The 17554-nt window shown below is 36.9% G+C and carries 17 protein-coding genes; 15 read left to right on the plus strand and 2 right to left on the minus strand.

What is annotated here, in order from left to right:
- Positions 1-26: 26 nt before the first annotated feature.
- From yhbY to ACKTSC_RS05320, 7 genes are all read left to right on the plus strand, one after another.
- Positions 27-338 carry a ribosome assembly RNA-binding protein YhbY gene (yhbY, locus tag ACKTSC_RS05290; RefSeq protein ID WP_332580366.1) on the plus strand — a complete coding sequence of 104 codons (312 nt, stop codon included), beginning with the start codon at positions 27-29 and terminating at the stop codon, positions 336-338.
- Positions 339-408: 70 nt separating this feature from the next.
- Positions 409-1008, plus strand: coding sequence for a nicotinate-nucleotide adenylyltransferase (locus ACKTSC_RS05295; protein ID WP_332580399.1), 600 nt, complete (start codon positions 409-411; stop codon positions 1006-1008).
- Entirely contained in the window at positions 995-1591 is a 597-nt protein-coding gene (gene yqeK, locus ACKTSC_RS05300; RefSeq protein WP_332580365.1) for a bis(5'-nucleosyl)-tetraphosphatase (symmetrical) YqeK, read from the plus strand. Before ACKTSC_RS05295 ends, yqeK begins: the two co-directional genes overlap by 14 nt.
- 98 nt (positions 1592-1689) lie before the next feature.
- Complete coding sequence (gene rsfS, locus ACKTSC_RS05305) at positions 1690-2046, plus strand: ribosome silencing factor (RefSeq protein WP_332580398.1); 357 nt, start codon at positions 1690-1692, stop codon at positions 2044-2046.
- Positions 2046-2774, plus strand: coding sequence for a class I SAM-dependent DNA methyltransferase (locus tag ACKTSC_RS05310; protein ID WP_407857038.1), 729 nt, complete (start codon positions 2046-2048; stop codon positions 2772-2774). The genes rsfS and ACKTSC_RS05310 overlap by 1 nt, the downstream gene beginning before the upstream one ends.
- A 48-nt stretch (positions 2775-2822) precedes the next feature.
- Positions 2823-3962 (plus strand): nucleotidyltransferase, encoded by a 1140-nt coding sequence (locus tag ACKTSC_RS05315; RefSeq protein ID WP_407857039.1) that lies wholly within the window; start codon positions 2823-2825, stop codon positions 3960-3962.
- A 72-nt stretch (positions 3963-4034) separates the two neighbouring features.
- Positions 4035-4754: a YebC/PmpR family DNA-binding transcriptional regulator gene (locus ACKTSC_RS05320; RefSeq protein WP_332580362.1), complete on the plus strand. Its 720-nt coding sequence runs from the start codon at positions 4035-4037 to the stop codon at positions 4752-4754.
- Between the two features lie 42 nt (positions 4755-4796).
- On the opposite strand, the gene helD is transcribed toward ACKTSC_RS05320, so the two are convergent.
- Positions 4797-7076: an RNA polymerase recycling motor HelD gene (gene helD / locus ACKTSC_RS05325; protein ID WP_407857040.1), complete on the minus strand. Its 2280-nt coding sequence runs from the start codon at positions 7074-7076 to the stop codon at positions 4797-4799.
- A 658-nt stretch (positions 7077-7734) separates the two neighbouring features.
- Here helD and ACKTSC_RS05330 point away from each other — a divergent pair.
- From ACKTSC_RS05330 to ACKTSC_RS05365, 8 genes are all read left to right on the plus strand, one after another.
- Positions 7735-9312, plus strand: a complete 1578-nt coding sequence (locus ACKTSC_RS05330) for an AbgT family transporter (RefSeq protein ID WP_407857041.1) — start codon at positions 7735-7737, stop codon at positions 9310-9312.
- Between the two features lie 91 nt (positions 9313-9403).
- Positions 9404-9580 carry a 2-hydroxymuconate tautomerase gene (locus ACKTSC_RS05335; RefSeq protein WP_332580359.1) on the plus strand — a complete coding sequence of 59 codons (177 nt, stop codon included), beginning with the start codon at positions 9404-9406 and terminating at the stop codon, positions 9578-9580.
- A gap of 355 nt (positions 9581-9935) precedes the next feature.
- Positions 9936-11873, plus strand: a complete 1938-nt coding sequence (thrS, locus tag ACKTSC_RS05340; protein WP_407855956.1) for a threonine--tRNA ligase — start codon at positions 9936-9938, stop codon at positions 11871-11873.
- Positions 11874-12240: 367 nt separating this feature from the next.
- The gene (locus ACKTSC_RS05345; protein ID WP_407857042.1) at positions 12241-14358 is read left to right on the plus strand and encodes a penicillin-binding transpeptidase domain-containing protein; all 2118 of its coding nucleotides are present in this window, start codon (positions 12241-12243) and stop codon (positions 14356-14358) included.
- A 46-nt stretch (positions 14359-14404) separates the two neighbouring features.
- Complete coding sequence (locus ACKTSC_RS05350) at positions 14405-14878, plus strand: glutathione peroxidase (protein WP_407857043.1); 474 nt, start codon at positions 14405-14407, stop codon at positions 14876-14878.
- Between the two features lie 124 nt (positions 14879-15002).
- The gene (rpmG, locus tag ACKTSC_RS05355) at positions 15003-15152 is read left to right on the plus strand and encodes a 50S ribosomal protein L33 (protein WP_010740369.1); all 150 of its coding nucleotides are present in this window, start codon (positions 15003-15005) and stop codon (positions 15150-15152) included.
- Positions 15153-15297: 145 nt separating this feature from the next.
- Positions 15298-15729, plus strand: a complete 432-nt coding sequence (locus ACKTSC_RS05360) for a hypothetical protein (RefSeq protein WP_407857044.1) — start codon at positions 15298-15300, stop codon at positions 15727-15729.
- Positions 15726-16457 (plus strand): DUF6681 family protein, encoded by a 732-nt coding sequence (locus ACKTSC_RS05365; RefSeq protein WP_407857045.1) that lies wholly within the window; start codon positions 15726-15728, stop codon positions 16455-16457. The genes ACKTSC_RS05360 and ACKTSC_RS05365 overlap by 4 nt, the downstream gene beginning before the upstream one ends.
- Positions 16458-16513: 56 nt before the next feature.
- Here the strand turns inward: ACKTSC_RS05365 and ACKTSC_RS05370 are convergent, their stop codons facing one another.
- A complete protein-coding gene (locus ACKTSC_RS05370) occupies positions 16514-17440 on the minus strand; it encodes an ABC transporter substrate-binding protein (protein WP_407855959.1) in 927 nt (308 codons plus the stop codon).
- Positions 17441-17554 lie beyond the last annotated feature (114 nt).

Genomic DNA, 17554 nt, shown 5'->3' on the forward strand with positions numbered 1-17554 from the left:
TTATCGTTTAAAAAAGGAGACTATTAATGGAATTAAGAGGAAAACAAAAACGTTTTTTACGAAGCAAGGCACACCATTTACAACCGATTTTTCAAATCGGAAAAAATGGAATCAATGATGCTGTTTTAGTCCAAATCGCAGAAGCGTTAGAAAAACGTGAATTGATCAAAATCAATTTATTACAAAATACTGATGAAATCGCTGATGATGTCGCACAAGTAATTGAAAAAAATGTTCATTGTGACGTGGTTCAAATCATCGGTCGTGTATTGGTTTTATATAAACCATCAAGCAAAGAAAAATATCAACGAATTTCAAAAGAAGTCAAAGCGATTTAAGTTCTAGGTTTATCAAAAGGAGGAATAACGGTTGTTTCAAGATTGCTTAACAATTCCAAAAGTTGAACCAATGGTAGAGACCTCAATGCCTAAAAAGCAGGTCGGACTACTAGGTGGTAATTTCAATCCAATCCATAATGCGCATTTAATGATTGCCGAACAAGTGGGTCAAAAAATGGGATTTGATGAAGTGCATCTGTTACCAAGTTATCTTCCACCCCATGTGGATGAAAAGAAAACAATCGATAGTAAAGACCGTTTAGCGATGGTGAAACTAGCGATTGAAGATAATTCATTTTTATCGGTAGATACGAGAGAGTTCACCCGTAAAGGCAAAAGTTATACGATCGATACGATGGTAGAGATGACAGCTGAAAATCCTGATACAGAATATTATTTTATTATTGGTGGCGATGAAGTTGCCTATCTTCCTAAATGGCATCGAATCGATGAATTAGTACAACTCGTAAATTTTGTTGGTGTGAAACGCGCTGGTTATGAGCTTGAGAGCCCTTATCCGATTATTTGGGTTGATGTTCCTGAGATACAATTGTCTTCTACCTATATCCGTAAACAAGTCAAACAAGGTTGTTCGATCCGTTACCTTGTTCCAGATCGAGTCCGAGAATATATTATGGAGGAAGGGTTGTATCTTGATGAATTACAGTAAAGCATACACATCATTAAAACGGGAAGCTTTGATGCAAGCTGTTCAAATGCGTATGAGCGAAAAAAGATTCAAGCATGTCTTAGGCGTAGAAGAAACTGCTGTAGCATTAGCAGAACGATTTGATGCTTCACCCGAAAAAGCGAGTATTGCTGCCTTGACTCATGATTATGCAAAAGAACGTTCAGATGAAGAATTTCAACTTGCAATCGAGCAAGGAGATTATTCGAATAAATCGGAGTTGTTAAAATATGGCAATGCGATTTGGCATGGCGTAGTCGGGGCGGACTTTGTAGCTCGTGAATTGGAGATTACTGATGAAGAAATCTTAACTGCCATTCGCTTGCACACTACAGGTGCAGCTGAAATGAATTTGCTTGATAAAATTATTTATGTAGCGGATTATATTGAGCCTGGAAGAAATTTTCCTGGAGTTGAAGATGCACGAGTGATTGCTTTTAGTGATTTGGATCAAGCGGTAGCATTTGAAACAAAACACACTTTAGCGCATCTGATTGAAAGTGAAACGCCAGTCTATCCTAAGACGATCGAAACATATAATCGCTGGGTTGCTGGAATTGAGTAGTGATTTTTTAAATAAGTCTTATAAATACTAACGACACTGTACAGTGTCAGTAGAGAAGAATAGAATGAAACATGGTAGTACAATCAAGGAGGAGAATTATCATAGATAGTAAAAAAATGTTGGAAATCGCTGTTAAGGCAGCCGATTCAAAACGAGCAGTAGACGTTGTGGCTTTAGATGTAACACAAGTATCATTATTAGCGGATTATTTCATGATCTGTTCAGCAAATTCAGATCGTCAAATCAACGCCATTGTTGACGAAATCGTTGATAAAGAAGAAGAACATCAAGTGACAGTCAAACGTGTAGAAGGTAAAGATGGCGGAAAATGGGTCTTGATCGATCTTGGAGACGTAATCGTTCATGTATTTAGCCCTTCAGAACGTGAATTCTATAATCTAGAAAAATTATGGTCTGATGCACCGCTTGAAAATATCGAGGCTTGGATCGACTAATGGCGTACGAAACATTTGCTTTCGTTTATGACGAAGTAATGGATGATTCGTTGTATCAACAATGGTTAGATTTTTCCATTCGTCATTTACCCAAGGATACTAATCAGATTTTTGAATTGGCCTGTGGTACTGGAGCTTTAGCGGTAGAATTTGCTAAAGCAGGGTACGACGTGACTGGTTTAGATTTATCAGAGGAAATGTTGACCTTAGCTAGCAATCGGAGCATCGAAGAAGATGTTTCAATTAATTGGGTAGCAGGGGATATGTTAGATCTAACTGATTTAGGTCAGTATCAAGCAGTTACTTGTTTTTCAGATTCATTATGCTATATGCAAACACCAGAACAAGTCCAACAAGTTTTCAATGGTGTATACGAACTTTTAGAAAAATCAGGAACGTTCATTTTTGATGTTCATTCGACATACCAAGTCGATGAAGTTTTCCCAGAATATAGTTTTCATGAACAAACAGAAGAGTTTGCTTTCTTATGGGACAGCTATGCGGGAGAACTTCCACACAGTATCGAACATTTTTTAACTTTCTTTGTTAAGCGTGAAGATGAATTGTTTGAACGAGTGGATGAATTGCATCAAGAACGGACCTATCCGTTACCAACGTATCAAAAAATGTTGGAAACAGCTGGATTTGAAACTGAAATTTTTGCTGATTTCACAGATCAAGCACCTAATGAAACAAGTAAACGTTGGTTTTTTGTCTGTAAAAAATAACCGAGAGCAATCTCGGTTTTTTATTTATCATTTTTTAGGAGGAAATATATGCGTAGTTGCGGCATTGTTGTAGAATACAATCCATTTCATAATGGGCATAAGTATCACGCTCAGAAAGCTCGTGAGTTGAGTGGCGCGGATGTTGTTGTTGCTGTGATGAGCGGAAACTTTCTCCAACGTGGAGAGCCTGCGATCGTTGATAAGTGGTCACGCGCTCAAGCGGCTTTGGAAAATGGCGTCGATTTAGTCGTAGAACTCCCTTTTGCTTGGGCAGTCCAATCAGCAGATTATTTCGCTAAGGGAAGCATCAAGCTATTGCAAGCATTAATGTGTGATGCGCTGTGTTTTGGGACTGATGGTGGAGAGTCCTTTGATTATGCTGATTATGGACGTTTCTTTATTGAAAAAAAATCAGCGATTGACCAATTATTTCATGAATTGCCGATTGGCTGGAGTTATCCTGAAAAAATGGCTGAAGCTGTATCTAGATTGTACCCAGGAACGCAAGCATTTCCGCCAAATCATATCTTAGGCTTGAGTTATGCGAAAGAAAATGCAACTTATGGACGGCCGATGGATATCTATCCGCTTGTGCGAAAAGATCAAGGTTATCATGATGAAGCGTTGATTAAAGATCAATTTGCCAGTGCAACGGGAATTCGCCAAGCCGTTTTTAAAAATCAGTCGATTTCATCATTTGTACCTAAGCAGACAGCCATGGAATTAGCCGAAACTCAGATATCTTGGGAAGATTTTTGGCCGTATTTAAATTATCAGTTACGGGCATTGCCACTGGAAAGAATGCAGAGAATTTACCAGATGGCAGAAGGACTAGAGCATCGTTTAGTAGCAACCAATGCGAATGATTTTGCTGAATATATCGATTTGATCAGTACTAAGCGCTATACAAAACCGCGATTGCAGCGATTGTTAATTTATTTATTGTTGCAAGTCAGTTTGTTAGAAATAAAGACTGAACAAGAACAGACGATGCTGCATATCTTAGGATTTACTGAAAAAGGGCAACATTATTTAAACCAGAAGAAAAAGCAATTCGCATTGCCTGTGGCTGCTAAAATAGGACAAAAAGAAAAAGAACAGCATTTTCTAACTTATCGCGCAGACCAAATCTATCAATTAGTGCATCCGAGAGAGCAAACAATCGGCCGATTTCCGATTCGATTATAAAAAATACTTTGCAAAGTTTGTCGGAGTCGTTATAATGGGAAAGTATGAAATTAACGAAAGAGAAGTGAAAACATGGGACGTAAATGGGCAAATATCGTAGCTAAGAAGACTGCGAAAGATGCAAACAATAGTAAAATTTACGCTAAATTTGGGATCGAGATTTATGCAGCGGCAAAATCAGGAGAACCTGATCCGCATGCGAATCAAAAATTACGTTTCGTTATTGAACGTGCTAAAACGTATAATGTTCCAAAACATATCATTGATCGTGCAATCGAAAAAGCAAAAGGTTCTGGCGATGAAACATTCCAAGAATTACGTTATGAAGGTTTCGGACCAAACGGATCAATGGTCATCGTGGATGCCTTGACAAACAATGTGAACCGTACAGCTTCAGATGTTCGTGCCGCATTTGGCAAAAATGGCGGAAACATGGGTGTCTCTGGTGCGGTTGCGTATATGTTCGATCACACAGCTTTATTTGGTTTTGCTGGTGAAGATGCAGATGAGATCTTAGAATACTTGATGGATAAAGAGATTGATGTGCGTGATGTTGTAGAAGAAGATGGTCAAATCATCGTCTATGGCGAACCTGAAGATTTCAATGCGATCCAAGAAGCATTGAAAGAAAAAGGTATCACAGAATTCTCTGTTGCTGAAATGCAAATGATCCCACAAAACGAAATCACTTTAACTGGTGAAGATTTAGAAAAATTTGAAAAAATGATCGATGTTTTAGATGAATTAGAAGACGTACAACAAATTTATCACAACGTTGAATTAGAGGACTAATAATCAGCAAAAAAGACCAGCCAATTTTTGGCTGGTCTTTTTTTAAATTGTTTTTGTTTGATATAGTGTTTCAGGAATCTTATCTAATAGCGGACTTTGTTTTCCGATTACTAATAGATTTAGTTCGTGCATTGCTCGTGTACATACAGTGTAGAGGATCAATTTGTCTTGCTCAGTATAGTAATTTTCGGGTGAAATATTCCAGGCGAAGACACGATCAAATTCTAATCCTTTTGCTAAATACGTCGGAATGATGATCAAATTCTTTTTCATGAAATCTTCTTCATCGGTCAGCAACTGTACTTGATCTTTTTGTTCAGCCGATAATTGATCATATAAAGCCTGACATTCTTCAACGGTCTTAGCGATAATCGCAGTCCGCCAGTAACGAGCGGCTTCTTTTGTTTCGTCGATTTCACGAATCAAACCATCGATCATTTGACGGGTATCATTCGTGTAATAAATACTTGGCAAATCGCCAACGCGGGCAGTCAATTCTACTCGATTTTCTTGCGTTAAGAACTGATTGGCAAAATTCGTGATCTCTTCGGTTGAACGATAGCTAGTAGTCAATTCAAAATGTGTCAATGATTCATCTGGGAAAATTTGCGCTAAAGAATGAACCATACTTTCATTACCAAAGACTTTTTGATTCAAATCTCCACATAAAGTATAGGTTGCTTTTGGATAAAGATGTCTCAATAAAGCTACTTGAGCGGGTGAAAAATCTTGCATTTCATCAATGAAGATAAAGCGCGCTTTTTGTTGAACATCCATTGGGTGGATCGACTTCATTAAGAGAAATAAAAGCGTTCCATCTTCTAAACTAAGATCTTTCCGCTTGAAGTCAGCCATCAGTTCTTCTAGCATAGTTTTCCAATTTTCTTCCGTCAATTGATAATGTGTTAATAGACTAGTCGGTACATTTTGTAAAAAGTGAAGATATTGTTTAGCGTAATTAACGAAACCGAAACGATTGATTTGGCGACGTAAAGGACGCATTTTTTTACGGACGACTTTTTGAGTCATTTGACGACGTAGACGTCTTTCGGCTTTTTCAGAATCTTCCATATCTGGATTATTGACAAAGACAGCATCAACTAATTCATCAGCAGCTTTCTTCGCCCAATCTTTTTTCATTTCATCTTTTTCTAAACCACCAAGTTTTTTCAACAGTTTTGTTTGCAATAATTGCATCCGTTGATACATGGGTAATTCAGGATTAGCCTCTTGATACCAATTGCGGATTTGTTTTTTAGAGATCAGAACTTTATCTTTTAATTTCAAATCGCGGAACAATGGGCCAAAGCCAGTGATCCGCTCGATGTATTTATACAATTCTTGAACAATCAAAAAGCTACTTTTTGCTCTAAGGACACGATCATCTTGACCAGATAGAAAGACTTCTTCATGACTTTCTTCGGTATGGATCTGATAATTCGGTAACAAGGCCGCTAAAAAAGTTTTAAACGTTTCTGTTGGAATGCCGCTCTCACCAAGTGAAGGTAAGACAGTCGAGATATAATCAGAAAAAATATGGTTAGGCGAGAATAATAGTACTTGATCATTTTCCAACCATTTACGATTGTGATAGAGCAAATAAGCCACACGCTGTAAAAGAGCAGAAGTCTTACCGCTGCCGGCGATTCCTTCAACAACTAAAACTTTGCTTCTTGTATCACGGATAATTTCATTTTGCGAACGCTGAATAGTCGCCACGATATTTTTCATATGATTAGAAGATGCTTCATCTAAGATCTCTAATAAGAAATCATCATTGATCGCTTCGGATGTATCGACCATCGAAAGGATATTTCCTTCGCGAATCTTAAATTGGCGTTTCAATAATAATTCAATCGGAATGATCGCATCATGAGCCTCATAAGATGTTTGACCTAATGTTCCTTCGTAATAAAGGTTGGCGATTGGTGCACGCCAGTCGATCACAATCGTCTCTTCTTGGGTATCACGCAGCGAGGCGATCCCTAAATAAAGTGTTTCGGCTTCTTGATCTTCTTTGAAATCAATACGTGCAAAATAGGGGTTTTCTTCCATCAAACGTAATACTTTTTGACGTTTTTCTTGAGATGCTAAGGTTTGATAACGCATCAATAGTTCAGTTTCATGCTGGCGAGTTTCTGCCATTGTATCTGCTAATGCTTCAAAAGAACCAGCTTGGATTTTTTGTTCAGCATTTTCACGCATATTAGTATCAAACTTTGTTTTTGTTTCTTGTTTTTGACGATCCAAAAAAGTTAGTTCTTGTTGGATCAAAGCGCTTGTCTGTTGGACGTGCTCTTGTTCGTACTCTCTTGCGTTCATTGAGCATCCTCCTTTTTCTACCATTCATTGTTTTTAACAGCATAATAGTATAGCACACAAGGGTGGATGGAAGCAAAAAGATGGAATTATCTATTTTTACAAAGTAAGTAAATATCCATAAATATGAAAATATTGAGTACTTTTATAAAAAGATGAAAGGTACTACGTTTGTTGACTAACTTAAAATAACGTCTATTTAGAAAGGATTTCAATTAAGTTAAATTTTGAAAAAAGAATAAAAGGTTGATTTTATAGTCTTTTTAAATGCAGTACCAAATTTCAAATGCAAGTAGGTCTATTCCAATCAATGATACGTAATGTTATTTATATAATTTTCGGGCTATTATAATAAATCTAATAATTTTATTTTATTCTAATTAAAATTAATAATTATTGATTTTTTAATCGATCCTAAATTCGCTTAATATTATTAAAACGCACTTTTTATCAGTATTTTCAGAATATTTAATCATTAGTTTTATTAAAAAAACTTTAAAATTAACATTGACACTGATGGGTTATGTTGTTATTTTGGATATATAAGTAAGTGTTTTCAAACTTGTTATTTAAAAACACTTAGATTAGTTGTTTGATAAATGCCAAGGGCCCGGCAGAAAAACAACTGATCGAAATCATTTTTTATGGGAGGTCTATTAAAATGGATCAGAAGCTAGACTTAGAACGAGAGAAAAAAGGTGCTAAGCCGCATACGCGAATTGACAAGATGCTGAATACGATCGAACAAATCGGGAACAAAGTTCCGCATCCCTCAATTATTTTCCTTATTTTGATTTTGTTGGTGGTTGTTTTGTCACATATTTTTGCTTCAATTGGGGCTCAAGCGACATTTGAAACATTGAATGCTGAAACAAATAATGCAGAAATGACAACGATGGCAGTCGAAAGTTTATTGAGTGCCGAAGGGATTCGTTTCATGTTTACGTCGACGGTTGCTAATTTCATGAGTTTTAATGCGTTGGGTGTGACGTTAGTAGCGATGGTCGGAGTTGGTTTTGCTGAGGAAGTTGGTTTGATCAGTGCTTTGATCCACAAGTTGGTCAAAGTTGTACCTAAAGCCATGATGACAAGTGTCCTAGTATTTATCGGAGTACTTTCAAGTATTGCTTCTGATGCAGGGTATCTAGTATTGATTCCTTTAGGAGCAGCTGTTTTCTACAAAGTCGGGCGCCATCCGATTGCTGGTTTATCTGCAGCATTTGCTGGGGTATCAGCTGGATTTGGTGTAAATATCATCATCACACCAATCGATGGGATGTTGACGGAAATTTTGAATGAAGCAGTTCATACTGTAAACCCTACGTATACAGTCGATTTAGTTTCCAACATGTTCTTTTCGATTGCTTCAACCGTTTTAGTAGTTATTGTTTGTACATTAGTAAATGAAAAAATTATTGAACCTCGACTTGGGGTATATAAATCGGATAAAGATCTTTTCCCTGAAGAAGATAATGCAGACGAAGCAAAAGGTTTACGCTGGGCATTGATCGGCTTACTAGGATTAACAGCGATCATCATGATGGTGACATTACCAAGTGGCGCACCATTACGTCATGCAGAAACTGGAAATATCATTGGTTCAACACCATTTATGGATAGCTTGATCACGATCATTATGTTAGTAGCATTAGTGCCGTCAATTTTTTATGGTCGAGCAATGGGTAAAATCAAATCAAGTTTAGATGTCGTTAATCCGATCATTAAAGTATTCGGCAATCTAAGCGGAATGATTTTCTTACTATTGATCATCAGCCAATTTATTGCTTACTTCAACTTTACTAACTTAGGAACTGTATTGGCAGTAAATGCTGCTGATTTTATTGAAGGCTTACAAATGAGTGGTCTAGCATTGTTGCTTTGCTTCATTCTATTGATTGCTGGATTAGATATTATTTTAGTCGGAGCAGTACCAAAATTTGCGATCTTAACGCCAATTTTTGTTCCATTATTGTATCAATTGGGTATCGCGCCAGAAGCAGTATTAGCAGCTTACCGTGTGGCAGATTCCCCAATCAATGTTATTACACCATTGCTTCCATATTTTGCTTTGATCGTAACCTTTGCAGCAAAATATGATAAGAAGACCGGTGTGGGAAGTATTATTGCATTGATGCTACCGCACGTTATCGTCTTGTTCATAACTTGGGTGCTGTTGTTCATTGCCTTTTACGTCTTCAAATTACCGTTAGGCCCTGGAGTGGGAATGTATCTATCATAGAATTCAAAATAGCTAAATAACAAGTGGTTCTTTTATGCTTACTTGTGATAAAATTAGGAGAATTAAATTTAAGATCAAGGGAGCGATTGATATGCCATTTGTTCATATTGAATTACTTGAAGGAAGAACCGAAGAACAGTTAACAGAAATGGTCAAAGAAGTAACTGAAGTCGTATCTAAAACAGCAGGTGCGCCTAAAGAAAATATCCATGTGATCATTAATGAAATGCAAAAAGGAAAATATGCTCAAGGTGGAAAGTGGAGATAATATTTGATATTATACTTGCTTTTTAAATTGATACATGTTTATAATGAGTTTGTAATTGATCGATGAAGAAAGACAACTGAACTTGAAAGCTATTTAAAAGAGAGGGAAAGCATGGCTGAAACTTTTCCAGATGAGCGCAAGGGATGACCACTTTCTGAAGGACTCTTGTCAAATGCAAGAGCGGACAGCGCCGTTATCGCTTGTGAGGAGCACAATAGTTGCTCAAAGATTAGGTGGAACCACGTTTATTCGTCCTAGTACCGTTACGGTACTAGGACTTTTTTTATACTTAATTTTTGAGGATTAGCGAAGCTTTCTTGATTATCGATCAAAAATCATAAGGGGGAACTACAGGATGGTAAAAATTTCATTTCCAGATGGATCAACAAAAGAATTTGATAAAGGCATTACTGGGTTAGAAATCGCAAAAAGCATTTCTAGTTCATTAGCAAAAAAAGCATTAGCTGTCGTAGTAAATGGTCAGTTAGAAGATTTAAATCGTGCAATCGATGAAGATGCGGAATTGAAAATTGTGACCGATAAAGATGAGGAAGCATTGCCACTTGTTCGTCACTCAAGTGCTCACTTGATGGCACAAGCAATCCGCCGTTTATTCCCAAATATGCATTTTGGTGTAGGGCCAGCGATTGATTCTGGTTTCTATTATGATACTGATAATGGGGAAGAACAATTAAGTGAAGAGGATTTCCCAGCAATCGAAAAAGAAATGAAAAAAATTATCAAAGAAAACTTACCAATCGAACGTAAAGTGATGAGCCGTCAAGAAGCGTTAGATTTCTTTAGCTATGATCCTTATAAAGTTGAATTGATCAGCGATCTTCCTGAAGACGAAGTGATCACAGCGTATACGCAAGGTGAATTCACTGACTTATGTCGTGGACCACATGTTCCATCAACTGGAAAAATCAAAATCGTTAAATTATTGTCTGTAGCAGGTGCTTACTGGCGCGGAAATTCAGACAACAAAATGATGCAACGTATTTATGGAACAGCCTTCTTCAATCAAGCAGATTTAGATCATTTCTTGAAAATGCGTGAAGAAGCAAAAGAACGTGATCATCGTAAATTAGGTAAAGAATTAGATCTATTCATGATTTCGCAAGAAGTTGGTTCAGGATTGCCATTCTGGTTGCCAAAAGGTGCAACAATCCGTCGCACAATCGAACGTTACATCGTTGATAAAGAAATCTCAATGGGTTATGAACATGTGTATACACCAGTCTTAGCTGATACAAGTTTATACAAAACTTCAGGCCACTGGGATCATTATAAAGAAGACATGTTCCCAATCATGGATATGGGTGATGGTGAAGAATCATTAGTATTACGTCCAATGAACTGCCCGCACCACATGATGATCTATAAAAACCATATTCATTCATACCGTGAATTACCAATCCGTTTAGCGGAACTTGGAATGGATCACCGTTATGAAAAATCTGGCGCATTATCTGGCTTACAACGTGTGCGTGAAATGACAATGAACGATGCACATATCTTCGTTCGTCCGGATCAAATCAAAGAAGAATTCCGTCGTACATTAGATTTGATTTTAGAAGTATACAAAGACTTCGGTTTTGAAGATTATCGTTTCCGTTTAAGCTACCGCGATCCAGAAAATACAGAAAAATACTTTGATGACGATGAAATGTGGGAAACATCTCAAGGTTTATTAAAAGAAGTAATGGACGAATCTGGTTTTGATTACTTTGAAGCAGATGGCGAAGCTGCATTCTACGGTCCTAAACTTGATGTACAAGTATTAACAGCATTAGGAACAGAAGAAACATTGTCAACGATCCAATTTGACTTCTTATTACCAGAACGTTTTGACTTAACATATATCGGGGAAGACGGAAAAGAACATCGTCCAGTCGTAGTTCACCGTAGTGTGGTTTCAACAATGGAACGTTTCACTGCTTACTTGATCGAACAATACAAAGGAGCTTTCCCAACTTGGTTAGCACCTGAACAAGTTGCGATTTTACCAGTCTCACCTGAACACCATGGAGATTATGCTTATGAAGTGAAAGATCGTTTAGTCCGCGCAGGTGTTCGTGTAGAAGTCGATGACCGTAATGAAAAATTAGGTTACAAGATCCGTCAAGCACAAACACAAAAAGTTCCTTATCTATTGGTTATTGGAGATAAAGAAGTCGCAAGTGCTTCAGTCAATGTTCGTCGCTATGGTAGCGAAGAACAAGAAGCACAAGATTTGAACATGTTTATCGAAGCAATCAAAGATGACATTGCGAACATGAGTCGCCAATAAAAAATTGAAATTGAGGCAAAAGTAAATTTACTTTTGCCTCAATTTTTTGTAGTTTAACTTGTGGAAAAAAAGATATACCCAAGTTGTAGTTAAAGTCTTTTTAAGAATCTGTTTTTCCACAGAAATTATATAGCTAAAATGTTTCACGATAAATGAGTGAATCTTTAATTGTAAAACGAGACTTTAGCTTGAAAATGTCCGTCAACTAAATTTTTTATCATGAAACTGTGAAACATTGGCGAAGACGAAAAAGGTTTAAATTATTAAAATGTTTAAACTATGGTAAAGGAACTAAGAATAATCCTTTTGAAAAATTCTTTTTTCGGCTACAATAAAAAAAGAACTGTTGAACGGAAGGAACAGATGAATGAAACCAACGAACCCATTAAAGAAATTTTTTGATCATTTAAAAAAGGCGGACGAATCTGACCGCAGCAAAAGCAAGAGTCATGTGCCGTTTCGGCTAAATATTCTATTCTTCGTCATCTTTGCTTTATTTGTTATCTTAGTCTCACGTTTGGGCTATTTGCAGATCGTAGAAGGTGACAAAATGAAATCGCAGATGAAAGCTTCAACTACCATCACTGTGAAAGAGAACGCACCACGGGGTGTCATTTATGATGCAAAAGGAACGGCATTAGTCAATAATGCTGCGAATCCAGCAATTACCTTTACACGAGGGAATTCAATGGCAGCCAAGGACATCCTTAAATTAGCTGAAAAATTAAATAAACTGATTGATGTTCCAGCAGATGAAACACTAACTACCCGTGATAAGAAAGATTTCTGGTTAGCAGATGCCGATCATTTGAAAGAAGCTGAAGATCGGTTATCGTTTAAAGAAAAAAATCTTGATACATCAGATGAATATCAAAAACTAGTCGATAAAGTCAAAGATAGCGAAATCCAATTCAGCGATGAGCAGCTAAAAGTTGCGACGATTTTCAAACGTATGAATAGTGCATCGGCTTTAAGTACGGTTTTTGTCAAAAATGAAAATGTCACAGATGAAGAATTGGCTGTCGTGGCTGAACGGGCAGCAGATTTACCGGGGGTTTCCACTGGAACAGACTGGGATCGTTCATATAATGACAATTTAGATGGATCATTAAGAAGTATTTTAGGTTCGATCACGACGGAAAAAGAAGGCTTGCCTGCTGAAGAAGCTGAAGCTTTACTGAAAAAAGGCTATGCAAGCAATGACCGTGTCGGAAAAAGCTATCTAGAAAAACAATATGAAGATGTCTTGCAAGGCAAAAAAGGTGAATATAAAGTCACTTTGAATCAACAAGGAAATATCGAAAAACAAACTGAAGTCAAAAAAGGTGAAAAAGGTTCGAATGTTGTTCTAACGATCAATGCAGAATTCCAGCAAAAAGTAGAAGATATTTTACGAACACATTATCAAAAAATGGTCGACAGCGGCGTGGCTAAATACTCACCCGGTGCTTACGTGGTTGCGATGAATCCAAATGATGGTGAAGTGTATGCGATGGCTGGTTTTAGTCATGACACTAATAGTAAAACATTGACCGAAAATGCACTCGGAACAATCACAAATGCCTTTGTACCAGGTTCAGTTGTCAAAGGCGGGACTGTTACTGCGGGATATCAAACAGGTGTTATCACCGGTAATGATACATTGATCGATCAACCAATCAAATTAGCAGGGACTTCACTTAAAGGATCGATCTACAATCAGGTCTTAGGAAATCAAATTCCTTTAAATACAGTTAAGGCGCTAGAATGGTCATCTAATGCGTACATGATGCAACTGGTCTTACGAATGCTAGGTGTTACCTATCAACAAAATATGAGTTTGCCGGAAAGTGCTTCAACTAAAGAAAGTTATAATAAATTACGCGATGCTTTTGCCGAATACGGTATGGGCGTAAGTACAGGGATCGATTTACCCAATGAATCCACTGGGATCAAGAATACCAACTTTGGTGAAGAAAATGGTCCTGGCGGCGGTAATCTGCTTGATTTATCTTTTGGACAATATGATACGTATACTCCGATGCAGCTGGCACAATATGCAGCCACAGTCGCAAACGGCGGAACGCGGATCTCACCACATGTAGTCAAAGGAATCTATGGAAATAATGACAGCGGCGGCTTAGGCAGTCTGGAAAAAGAAGTCACGGGGAAAAAGTTGAATCAAGTAAATATTACTTCAGATCAAATGGGTATTATTAAAGAAGGTTTCTATCAAGCCGTCCATGGTACCGATGGCAACACGACTGCCCGAGATCTTGCTTCAGCAAAATTAGATCCAGCAGCTAAAACAGGTACAGCCGAAACCGTAGCAGACGGTGGAGAAAGTACGATCAACAGTAATATCGTAGCTTATGCGCCGTATAACAATCCACAAATTGCAATCAGTGTGATGCTTCCAAACTTAGACGAAGCACATGATAGTGAGAATAAAGCTATTACAAAAGAAATAATTGATGCATTTGCTGACACTTATGGCGTACAATAAAACTAAGGAGCTTTTGCTTCTTAGTTTTTTTTGAGGAGTGGAATCAATGACAGTATATGATTTTAAAGTAAAGACAACCGATGGCAATGAAAAGGCAATAGCAGATTACAAAGGTAATGTTCTTTTGATTGTTAACACAGCAACAGGATGCGGGTTTACACCTCAGTACGAAGGCTTACAAAACTTATATGAGAAATATCAAGCACAAGGATTTGAAGTGTTAGATTTTCCATGTAATCAATTTGGCCATCAAGCTCCAGGTTCAAACGAAGAAGTAGCCGATTTTTGTCAGTTGAAATACCATACGACATTTCAAACATTTGCCAAAATCGATGTGAATGGTGAGAATGAAGATCCGTTATACAGCTATTTGAAGAGTGCGCAAGGTGGTTTACTTAACAAAGCAGTCAAATGGAATTTTACAAAATTCTTGGTCGATCGTGAAGGAAACGTCATCAAACGCTATGCATCGCAAACAAAACCAGAAGAGATCGCAAAAGACATTGAAGCCCAATTATAAAAACGTCAAGTAGATATACTTAACAAATTTTACAAAAAAGCTAGTCAACAAGATAAAAACATGATATGATATCAAAGTCTGAGAAATATCTTGGAAAAACCGTTATTACTAGGGAGGGAAAATCATGCGCGTAAACATCACTTTAGAATGTACTTCTTGTAAAGAACGTAACTACCTAACAAATAAAAACAAACGTAACAACCCAGATCGTTTGGAAAAAATGAAATATTGCCCACGCGAACGTAAAGTTACTTTGCATAAAGAAGTAAAATAATTACATTGAAAAGCCAGCGTCCGTTCGCGGATGCTGGCTTTTTTTAAAACTACATAAAAAATTCATATATTCCTAAGCAAAAGATAAGTTTCAAATGGTAAAACTATCAATAGAGTAAATGATCTATTTAGAAAGGAAGAATTCGATGCGTAAAGTTCCACCCATTTTAAAACCAATCGCATTACTAACGGTATCGATCTTGATCGCGACGACAACGAGTGTGTTTAACCATTCAAGTTACCGTAGTTCCACTACGCCAAGTAGTACAACTGAAACAGTCATATCACAAACGAGCGATTCTTCTCAGCGATCGGATAGTCTTTCAAGTGAAAATGCTACAATCGATTCTTCAACAAGTATAATAAGTGAAGAACCAACTACTAGTGAAGATGAGGTAGTCACTAGCGATGACAATAATGCTGATAATCGTGCTGTTAGCACAGTAGAAAGTTCAGCAGACAATACAGATACATCATCTAGTGAAGCATCATCAACAACCGAAGAATCGCAATCCGTGGCTACGCAACAACAGCCTACAAATGGCGCGGAAGCAACAGAAGCAGGTGATAGTCAATGACAGTATTATTAGATATTATTAATGGTTTAAATAAATTTTTGGGTTTCTTAGATATCAGTCCTAAATATTTGAACCGGGCATATACATTATTGAGTATTTTGCCGACACTTTATGTTTTACGAATCGTTTATGGTTTGTGGGGTAATCAAAATTATCTCCAGTTTTTCCTTTATAGTTTGGTTTTTATCGTTTTGATTTATTTTTCTGTGCTAAACTTCTTTTACTATTTCTTAGATAAAAACTTGAAATTAGATATCACACAATTATTTGTTAAATATTTACCAGATGATGCCTTTAATATTCAAAGCGAACAAGCAAAACAAAATAGAAAATTATTTGAACATGCAAAAGAAATCTCTGTGGATTTCAATGAAGATTATCAATTAAGATTGGTTGAAAATATCCAAGCATTGATTGATAAACAAGAAATCACAACGAATGATTTAACAAAACATGAAGGATTTTTAATTGAAGAAAACACGCTTTATCCTTATTACTATGTCAAACAGATCAACGATCAGACGTATCAATTACAAATCGGAAAAAATTATCGAGATTTAGAAACAGTCGGAATGATTCGTCAAACAGAACCACTAAATCCAATCGGTTTATTCATTGTTGGCGGGGATTTTGTCAAACAAGGGATTCGCTATCATGAACCTTATCAATTAAAATTTTTAGCCAAAACAACAGAACCAGTTACAAGAAGCCGTCGAAGTAAAAAATAAAGTCGTTTGACTGAAGCCTTTCTTATTGAAAAGAAAGGCTTGGTCAAACGACTTTTTTATTTAAGGACGTCCTTGATGTTTTCAACAATTTTAGTATAGGCGATTGGTCCGTTATACAACCAACTTGAATTGCCATCGAATTCATATAAATGGTTGTTTTTGACTGCTGGAATATTGCTCCATAATGGGTCTTTAAACATAGCAGCCCCTGTATCGCTGTTGACTAAGAATAAATAATCAGCATCTAGTTGTGAAAGACTTTCTAAAGAGACTTGTGAGAAGTCAGAGGTAGCTTTTTCACTGATTTCTTTAGTTAATTCAGGAACTTCAAAGCCTAGTTCTTTATAGATCAACTCACCACTGGAACGATTATCCGCAACCATGAAGGCAGAATTGTTTGTTACCCATAATACAGCAGCAGATTTTCCTTGAATCTTATCTTTTAAATCTGTTTTTGTTTGTTTGACTAAATCGTCATAATCAGTTTCAACTTTTTTTGCTTTGTCTTCTTTGCCTAGGACTTGAGCAATATCTTCTAATTGCTCACGCCAAGTTACACCATCACCATTTTTGACTACATAGGTAGGAGCGATTTTTGAATATTCTTTATATTTCCCGCCTTCTAACGTACCATCAGAACCAATTAAAAGTAGGTCGGGTTCGAATTTTAAGACGTCTTCATAAGGAAGATCATAATTGATTGTAGGAATGCCATCTAACTTATCTTGCAAGTAATGTTGGATTTTTCCTTCACCAACGGTCCATTGAGCAACCGGTTTTTCATCTAAGGCAACTAAATAATCTTCTAAGTAAGAAGCGATGATTCGTTTTGGTTTATTAGGAACTTCGACTTTATGGTCTTGTGCATCTGTTAACGTACGCACGTCACTTGATGTATCTTTAGTTTCGCCGCTTTGCCCACAAGCCGCCAAACTTAAAAGCGTTAACATTGAAACAGTCGTTAAAATTATTTTCTTAAACATAAAAAACTCCTTTAAAGTTAATTGAGAACATTTCTCAATTGTTATTATTGCTGAAAGTCCAGAGCCTGTCAATAAGTAATTTTAATTAAATTTGAGTTGACGTAAAGATAAAAT

Source organism: Enterococcus hailinensis, from assembly GCF_045862035.1.
Taxonomy (GTDB): Bacteria; Bacillota; Bacilli; order Lactobacillales; family Enterococcaceae; genus Enterococcus_A; species Enterococcus_A hailinensis.

What these genes read in the sequence shown, in the direction of transcription:
- ACKTSC_RS05320 (WP_332580362.1), top strand. Translation starts at nt 4,035, where the DNA reads ATGGGACGTAAATGGGCAAATATCGTAGCTAAGAAGACTGCGAAAGAT.
- ACKTSC_RS05295 (WP_332580399.1), top strand. Translation starts at nt 409, where the DNA reads ATGGTAGAGACCTCAATGCCTAAAAAGCAGGTCGGACTACTAGGTGGT.
- ACKTSC_RS05330 (WP_407857041.1), top strand. Translation starts at nt 7,735, where the DNA reads ATGGATCAGAAGCTAGACTTAGAACGAGAGAAAAAAGGTGCTAAGCCG.
- ACKTSC_RS05365 (WP_407857045.1), top strand. Translation starts at nt 15,726, where the DNA reads ATGACAGTATTATTAGATATTATTAATGGTTTAAATAAATTTTTGGGT.
- rpmG (WP_010740369.1), top strand. Translation starts at nt 15,003, where the DNA reads ATGCGCGTAAACATCACTTTAGAATGTACTTCTTGTAAAGAACGTAAC.
- ACKTSC_RS05360 (WP_407857044.1), top strand. Translation starts at nt 15,298, where the DNA reads ATGCGTAAAGTTCCACCCATTTTAAAACCAATCGCATTACTAACGGTA.
- ACKTSC_RS05315 (WP_407857039.1), top strand. Translation starts at nt 2,823, where the DNA reads ATGCGTAGTTGCGGCATTGTTGTAGAATACAATCCATTTCATAATGGG.
- yhbY (WP_332580366.1), top strand. Translation starts at nt 27, where the DNA reads ATGGAATTAAGAGGAAAACAAAAACGTTTTTTACGAAGCAAGGCACAC.
- helD (WP_407857040.1), bottom strand. Translation starts at nt 7,076, where the DNA reads ATGAACGCAAGAGAGTACGAACAAGAGCACGTCCAACAGACAAGCGCT.
- ACKTSC_RS05350 (WP_407857043.1), top strand. Translation starts at nt 14,405, where the DNA reads ATGACAGTATATGATTTTAAAGTAAAGACAACCGATGGCAATGAAAAG.
- ACKTSC_RS05370 (WP_407855959.1), bottom strand. Translation starts at nt 17,440, where the DNA reads ATGTTTAAGAAAATAATTTTAACGACTGTTTCAATGTTAACGCTTTTA.
- yqeK (WP_332580365.1), top strand. Translation starts at nt 995, where the DNA reads ATGAATTACAGTAAAGCATACACATCATTAAAACGGGAAGCTTTGATG.
- ACKTSC_RS05345 (WP_407857042.1), top strand. Translation starts at nt 12,241, where the DNA reads ATGAAACCAACGAACCCATTAAAGAAATTTTTTGATCATTTAAAAAAG.
- ACKTSC_RS05335 (WP_332580359.1), top strand. Translation starts at nt 9,404, where the DNA reads ATGCCATTTGTTCATATTGAATTACTTGAAGGAAGAACCGAAGAACAG.
- ACKTSC_RS05310 (WP_407857038.1), top strand. Translation starts at nt 2,046, where the DNA reads ATGGCGTACGAAACATTTGCTTTCGTTTATGACGAAGTAATGGATGAT.
- thrS (WP_407855956.1), top strand. Translation starts at nt 9,936, where the DNA reads ATGGTAAAAATTTCATTTCCAGATGGATCAACAAAAGAATTTGATAAA.